Annotated in this window: 5 protein-coding genes; 2 read left to right on the forward strand and 3 right to left on the reverse strand. The window is 62.6% G+C overall.

What is annotated here, in order from left to right; all coding sequences use genetic code 11:
* Positions 1-248: 248 nt before the first annotated feature.
* The 3 genes from VMA74_RS07715 to VMA74_RS07725 form a co-directional block, all read right to left on the reverse strand.
* Complete coding sequence (locus VMA74_RS07715) at positions 249-1,298, reverse strand: glycosyl hydrolase family 18 protein (RefSeq protein ID WP_325366054.1); 1,050 nt, start codon at positions 1,296-1,298, stop codon at positions 249-251.
* Between the two features lies 1 nt (position 1,299).
* Complete coding sequence (locus tag VMA74_RS07720) at positions 1,300-2,904, reverse strand: alpha-L-fucosidase (protein ID WP_325366055.1); 1,605 nt, start codon at positions 2,902-2,904, stop codon at positions 1,300-1,302.
* A 247-nt stretch (positions 2,905-3,151) separates the two neighbouring features.
* On the reverse strand, positions 3,152-4,267 hold the full coding sequence (locus VMA74_RS07725; RefSeq protein ID WP_325366056.1) for a glucokinase: 1,116 nt from the start codon (positions 4,265-4,267) through the stop codon (positions 3,152-3,154).
* A 364-nt stretch (positions 4,268-4,631) separates the two neighbouring features.
* Between VMA74_RS07725 and VMA74_RS07730 the strand changes: the two genes are divergently transcribed.
* Complete coding sequence (locus tag VMA74_RS07730; protein WP_325366057.1) at positions 4,632-5,660, forward strand: aldo/keto reductase; 1,029 nt, start codon at positions 4,632-4,634, stop codon at positions 5,658-5,660.
* Positions 5,657-6,484: amidohydrolase family protein (locus VMA74_RS07735; RefSeq protein WP_325366058.1), on the forward strand; the 828-nt coding region annotated here is incomplete at its 3' end. The genes VMA74_RS07730 and VMA74_RS07735, both read left to right, overlap by 4 nt.

Raw genomic sequence — 6,484 nt, forward strand, 5'->3', positions numbered from 1 at the left:
CATTCGGCTACATGCTAAAGCACAAGCAACCCCACCCCAGCCCTCCCCTACTGTCGCAGGGGAGGGGGCAAATCCCGGCAAGCCATGGAGCAATGACGCTTAAGTTTAGTGCCATTACGTCCATGCGTTCACGGAAAGCCAACGTAGGTTGGGGTGAGGCATTGCCGAACCCCAACATCGCCATCTACATGACCACATTGGGGTTCGCATGCGCTCACCGCCAACCTACGCTGGCCCGCGGCCTTCGTTCAACGCTCCACCACCGGCAATTCATCCCACACCTTCGGATCTTCCGCCCCCAGCACCCAGGAGCAGAACCCTTCCAGGTCATACTGTTTCACCAGTGCGTAGCGATCGCGGAAAGCGTGCGCGTCGGGCATGAACACCCACTCGCGCATGTCGTCGCGGTAGAAGTAATACCAGGACTCGTGCTCCACCGGGTCCCACTGCACGACGGCCTTCTGTTCCTGCGCCAGCGGGATGGACTCGTCGGCATCGATGTAGGTGGCAGAGATATTGGATGCCTCGCTGCCATCAGGGCGTACCGGATCGCCGGTGTACCAGCGATAGCCGTATAGCGCGATGCCCAGCGAAAGCTTCTGCTTCGGCACCAAGGTCAAGGCGTACTGCAGTTGCTTGAGCATCCACGGCATGCCGTCCACCGGACCCGGCGTGGTCCAGCGCGTGTGCTGGTCGTAGGTCATCAGGCAAACGAGGTCGGCATATTTGCCCAACGCAGCCAGATCGTAGGCGCCGCGCCAGTACTGCCACATCCATTTGGAAAACGCGCCTTCGCCTGCATGCCCGGGAGCGTTGGGCACCACGGCAATGGAGAGCGTCAGGCCATGCTTGTGCAAGGCTTCGGCGGCCTGCCTCACCAGCAAGGTGTAGGCATCGCGATCGGTCCACGCGATGCTTTCGAAATCGAACTGGTAGCCGGCGTAGCCGTGTTCGGCGGCTTGCTGCAGCATCGCATCGATCAACTGCTGCTTGGCGGTTTCGTCGTGCAGCAGTGCGTGAAAGCCGCTGCGCCCGGCCGACATGGACATGATCGGCGTCACCGGCAAATGATGCTGCGTGGCCAGGTCAAGCACGTAGTTGTCCGGACCGCCGTTCACCAGGCCCTGGCCGTCCACCTGGTACCAGGTGGGCACCAGCACGCCGATCTTGTCGATGTGCGCGGTGAAGGAGTTGGTCGATTTCTGCGTGCTCATCAAATAGAACAACGCCGTCGGCTGTTTGGCATAAGCCACGCTGCATGCCAATGCAGCCGCGAGAAAGCAGGCGAACTTTTTCATGTCACTTGGCCAGTTCAATGCGATAGACGTAGGCGTAGTCGCCCACCGGTTTTACCGGCAGCGTCAGATGCAGGCCGTCGGCCTGTTGCTGCCATGCGACCTGCTGGCCGTCGGCAAGCAGGCTTACCGCGCGTACATGGTCGTCGGGCTTGATCGAATGGATCACCGCCTTGCCGTCTTGCGGCCAATCCAGCTCGATCGCATACAGCACGCCATCCTTGGTGGTGAAACGGAAGTCCTGCGCTGTGTACGGCTTGGTCTTGGTGTCCTGGAACGTGCCGCCAACCACTTCGGTAGGGCCTTCGCCGAAGCTTCGCCACGGTTTGCTGGCATAGATCGCGTCGCCATTGGCTTTCAGCCAGCCGCCCATCGCCAGCAAAATCTTCTGCGCATCTTCCGGAATGGTGCCGTCCGCGCGCGGACCGATATTGAGCAGCAGATTGCCGTTCTTGCTGACTACGTCCACCAGCAACTGGATCAGCTCTTTCGGCGATTTATAGGTGTCGCCCTTGATATAGCCCCAGGAAGCGTTGCTGATGGAGGTGTCGGTTTGCCAATGCGCCTGCTGGATGCCGGTCAACTGCCCGCGCTCGATATCCAGCGTGCCGGCGCCTGCCGCAAAATCGCCGATCTTGTAATTGACCACGACGCCGCCGCGCTTGACGCCCTCGTTGTAGTAGTACGCGAGCATTTTCGGCAAGGTATTGCGGAAGGTGGGATGGCCAATCCACCAGTCGAAATAAAGGATGTCCGGGTGATAGTCGTCGATGAGCTCGGCCGTGCGCGCCAGCCAGTCGTCCAGCCAGGCTTGCGAGACGTAGGTCCAGTCGTTGTAGAGATCCTGGTCGTTCTTGGACAGATGCGCTTCGGCCGGCCCATACAGACCTGCATAGCGCGGATCGTTCACGTCGGAATCAAACGTGCGCCCGCCGTCGAAGAACCAGTCGTGCTCGGCACGGTGCGACGACACGCCGAAATGCATGCCTTGCGCGCGCACTGCTTTTTCCAGCTCGCCGATGACGTCGCGGTGCGGCCCCATCTTCACCGCCGTCCATTCCGACAGCTGCGAGTTGTACATGGCAAAGCCGTCGTGATGCTCGGCCACCGGAATCACGTAGCGCGCACCGGCTTGCTTGAACAATGCAGCCCACGCCTGCGGATCGAAATGCTCCGCCTTGAACATGGGAATGAAATCCTTGTAACCGAACTTGGATTGCGGACCGTAGGTGGCCACATGATGCGCAAAATCGGCCGTGTTCGGCTGATACATGTTGCGCGAGTACCACTCGCTGCCGAACGCAGGCACCGAGTACACGCCCCAGTGGATGAAGATGCCGAATTTCGCATCGTCGTACCATTGCGGGGCGCTGTACTGTTGCAGCGAAACCCAGTCAGGACGGAACGGCCCGTCGCCCATGTGCTGCGCGACGTGGGCAAGAATGGCCTTGCGTTGCGGCTCGAACTTGGCGGTGGCGTGCTGCCAGATCTGGTCGGCCTGTTCGGGCGAAAGGGTCTTGGCCGTCGGTGCGGTCGGCGACTGCTGCGCGGCGGCGACACTTGTCGCAAGGGCCAGCGCTGCGCCCAGGTAAAACAAAGACCGATTCATCTTGGACCCTCTCCCGATGTGATTCAAGCGATCCATCATGCCAGCAACGCTCTTGATGACAAGCCCTGATTGCACGCATTGGCGGCAAAAACCCGCATTCGTCATACCGAAAACAACACCCCACGCGAACCTTAACTTCGTAGCGTCGCCGCAGGGGAATGAATTAAAAAAAGCCGATCGCAGCAGTAAGGGGAAAGAGGACCCGCTGCGACCGGTACTGCAAAAACATATAACTTGAAGTTCGTATCTAGCCTGGATGAAGAACCGCATCGTTGACTTCGATGCAGCGGTTGCGCACCTCTTCCGCACGAGCGTCGTTATGGGTATCGATATGCCAACCGGCCGCGCCCAGCACGCCGTGATGGCCGTGGTCCATCACGCGGATCGGCACGTTTTGCAGAAAGGGGCGCATCACGCCCTTGTCGAGAAAACGGTCGAGCAATGAGCTGCTGCGCAGGAAATCGGCGATCTGAAAAAGAAAACCACCGGCGAGACAGATGCCGCCGGTGGCGCCATAGAGCATGGCAAGGTCCGCCGCGAACGAACCTAGCCAGCCACAGAGCAAAGTGAGTGCCTCGTGCGCGATCGCATCGCGGCCGGCCATCGCCGCGGCGCTGACTGCCTGCGGCTCGTGCAGCGAGGGATAGCGGTCGTGAATGGCGCACAAGGCGGTGTAGATGCGATGCAGGCCAGGGCCCGACAGCAGCATCTCGTGCGAGACATGCGTGTCCGGCGGTGCGAGTTGCGCCAGTACCTGCTGCTCCCGCCCGATGCGCGCAGACAATTGCGTGTGCCCGGCTTCGGTAGCGATCACGCGCGGCGGCTTTCCCGGCAGCCACACTGCCGCACCCAGGCCGGTGCCCGGCCCCACGACGACCACCGGTGCTGATTGCGTGGCCTGCGCGGCGGATGCCTTGAGCACCACGGCATCGTTCGCCGCGCCCTGGCCGATGGCATAAGCCAGTGCCTGCAGATCGTTGAGCACCCACACGTGATCGAGTTGCAGCCGCTCTTTCAGTACGTGCGGCAGTACCGGCCACGCGAGGTTCTTGTTGATCACCGAACCGGCATGCACGTAACCGGCGCACGCCAGCACCAATTCCCGCGGCTGCATGCCGACCTCGGCACAGAAGCTGCGGAGTATGTCTTCGAGGTGCGGATGATCTGCACACGGATACACGCGGTAAGCGGCCAATGTCGGCGACTGGACCGCCGTGCGCGCGACCAGGGCGAGCCGCGCATGCGTACCGCCGATGTCGGCGGCCAGAAAATGGCCATCGCAACGCTTTGCAGGCATCCGTTGGCGTACCGGCGTCCGCTCGATGGCCGACGGCACCCGATCGGGCGCCCGGTTTGCAACCATCAGCGCAGCCCCACGGGCACAGGCCAGGCCGGTCGAAACCGCCGTATGGCTGGTTTTTTTGCTTGAAAACCGCATACCGTCGCGCCTCCCCACCCTGCCTGGACCCGCTTGGCGACCCCTCGCCTGCGGCGTGTTCATTAGCAAAATGGAATTTCATATATGTTTTAGATCGAGCGAAACCCAATTGCAACAACTTTTTCGAGCCTGCCCCATAAGGGCCTGTGACAGGCCCTTACAAACACCTGTAAATTTCTTGTTTACATATACACAGCGAACGAGATGCGCGATGATGCGCGGATACGAAGTCGGCAAGCGCCCCGGACTGCGTTGCCGTGAGCGATTCAGCAGCTGATCGTGAGGACAAATGGCGGTATCAACGACCAAGCCGGAAGCGGGCAAAGCCAGCGCCGGGCCAATTGCATGGCTGGCCTCGCAGCTGTCGTTCGGCGGCGCGCCGGTGGGCAACCTGTACGAATCGGTGGACGACGCTGCCGCCATCGCCAGCATTGCGCATGCCTGGCAATGCGGCATCCGGCATTTCGATACGGCGCCCTACTACGGCTACGGCCTCAGCGAATCGCGGCTGGGCGCAGCGCTCGGCGACATGCCGCGCACAAGCTACAGCTTGTCGACCAAGGTAGGCCGGCTGATCGAGGACGATGCACAACAGAAAAGCCATCGCGACGGCTTCATCGTCGACGGCCACCGCGCCCGCTTCGATTACAGCCGCGGCGGCGTACTGCGCTCCTTTGAAGCGAGCCTGCAACGCCTGCGCACCGACCACATCGACGTACTGCTGTTGCACGACATCGGCGCGCTGACGCATGGCGAACATCACGCCGCGATCCTGCGCCAGGCATTGGACGAAGCACTGCCGGCGATGGCGGAACTGCGCGCCCAGGGCGCCTGCAAGGCGATCGGCATCGGCGTGAATGAAGAAGCGATATGCCTGGAGGTGATGCCGCGCTTTGCACTCGACGTGATCATGCTGGCCGGGCGCTACACACTGTTCGAGCAGCGACACAGCCAGGCCGTGATGGCGCAAGCGCAAGCACGCGGTGTCGCAGTATTGGCAGCGGGGCCGTACAACTCCGGCTTGCTCGGCAACGCGCAGGGTCCCGGCACGTTCTACAACTACGCGCCGGCTGATGCTGCGACTGTGGCGCGCGCGCAACGGTTCTACGATGTGCTGGCCCGCTCGCACACCGATGTAGGCGCCGCGGCGCTGCAGTTTCCGCTGGCGCATCCGGCCGTGGCGAGCGTGGTGTGCGGCTTGCGCTCGATCGCCGAAGTGGACCAGGCGGCTGCGCGCATCCGCGCCCCCATTCCCGCCGACGCATGGCGCGCCTTGCGCGAGGCTGGCCTGCTGCTGGACGGCATGCCCACGCCATGATCATCGTCGACGCGCACCAGCATTACTGGCAACCGGCACGCGGCGACTACGGTTGGCTTGCGCAGGCACCGGCCAGCTTGCAGCGGGCGTTCCTGCCACGCGATCTGTGCATGCAGCGTGCGGCAGCCGGCGTGCAGTTCAGCGTGCTAGTGCAAGCCGCACCGACCGAAGCGGAGACGCGTTATCTGTTCGAGCTGGCGCACGAAGACCCGGCGGTGGTCGGTGTGGTCGGCTGGGTCGACCTGGAAGCCGGCGACGTTGAAGCACGCATCGATGCGCTGATCCGCGACGGCAACGGGCTGTTGCGCGGATTGCGCCCGATGGCGCAAGACCTGGCCGATGCCGAGTGGCTGGCCCGGCCGTCGCTGGATCGCGCGTTCGACTGTATCCAGGAGCGCGGCCTTGCCTTCGACGCACTGGTCGACATGCGCCAGTACCCTGCCCTGTTGCGCCGCCTGCAACGGCATCCGCGATTGAAGGTGGTGCTGGATCATGCCGGCAAGCCGGCGATGGGCGACGAGCACTTCGATGCATGGGCACAGTGGATCGACGAGCTGTCCCAGCATTCGCCGCTGTACTGCAAGCTTTCCGGCCTGCTCACCTTGCTGGGCAAGCCGGCGCACGAGGACGCCATCGAGCGCTATGTCGGCGAACTGTTCGCGCATTTCGGCAGCGGGCGCCTGATGTGGGGCAGCGATTGGCCGGTACTGACCACGCATGCCGATTACGCCCATTGGCTGCACATCGCTATGACCATGACCGAGCGGTATGCCAGCCACGCGCAGACAGACGTGTTCGCGGCCAACGCCGTGCGCTTCTACGCG

Origin of the sequence: Dyella sp. (genome assembly GCF_035508675.1) — a bacterium.
Taxonomy (GTDB): domain Bacteria; phylum Pseudomonadota; class Gammaproteobacteria; order Xanthomonadales; family Rhodanobacteraceae; genus Dyella_B.